The following is a 641-nucleotide window of genomic DNA, read 5'->3' on the forward strand; positions in this document are numbered from 1 at the left end:
CACTGGTGTTGGTAACACCTATATCGAGTGCGACATCGAGGATTACCGCATAGCTCATCATCTGATGAGCGCGATACTGCCCTCCACCTTAGGCAAGCTTCCAGCCGGTGCGGAGAGGGTGTTGGACGAGGTTAGGAGCCTGATTGAATCGCGATCACTCCGATTTGATATTCCCCGGGAGAAATCTGGATTACACAGAGAGAACTGCGAGAGCACAGCGGATTTGGACACGAACTTGTGAAGAAGAATCTTCGCCTTCTTGCTGAATGGGAGTATGTGAAGGTGCGGGGGAACCTTCGAGGTGCTTCCAAGCTATATGGACTTGGGCTTGGCTTGGAGCCGACACTGATTAGCCTTTTGCCCACTACTAGTGAGATGGAGAGGCGTATAGGAGGCACCAAGGAGGTGGGAGAGCTGGAGAAGTGGGTCCAAGTGGAAAATGAAGTAAGTATTGATACTACATAGGAATAGAAGGGAAGTGGGTCCAAGTGGGTCCGAAATTGGAGGGAGACATAAGTTATTTACCCATAAAGAATAAGAAGGAAGTGAGTCCAAGTGGGTACGGGTTGAAAATGGCACTTAAGTATATAAGGAGTAAAGAAATGGAAGAAAGTGGGTCCGGAATGTCCAGGAGAGATAGA

Annotated in this window: 2 protein-coding genes; both read left to right on the forward strand. The window is 48.8% G+C overall.

Annotation, left to right across the window (positions count from 1 at the left end; all coding sequences use genetic code 11):
- Positions 1 to 241: hypothetical protein (locus tag S1OALGB6SA_RS10030; RefSeq protein WP_195910241.1), on the forward strand; the 241-nt coding region annotated here is incomplete at its 5' end.
- Positions 238 to 465 carry a hypothetical protein gene (locus tag S1OALGB6SA_RS01935; protein WP_124032373.1) on the forward strand — a complete coding sequence of 76 codons (228 nt, stop codon included), beginning with the start codon at positions 238 to 240 and terminating at the stop codon, positions 463 to 465. The genes S1OALGB6SA_RS10030 and S1OALGB6SA_RS01935, both read left to right, overlap by 4 nt.
- Positions 466 to 641: the final 176 nt, after the last annotated feature.

The organism is Olavius algarvensis spirochete endosymbiont (genome assembly GCA_900608495.1).
In the GTDB taxonomy this organism is placed as follows: Bacteria; Spirochaetota; Spirochaetia; order DSM-2461; family DSM-2461; genus UBA2779.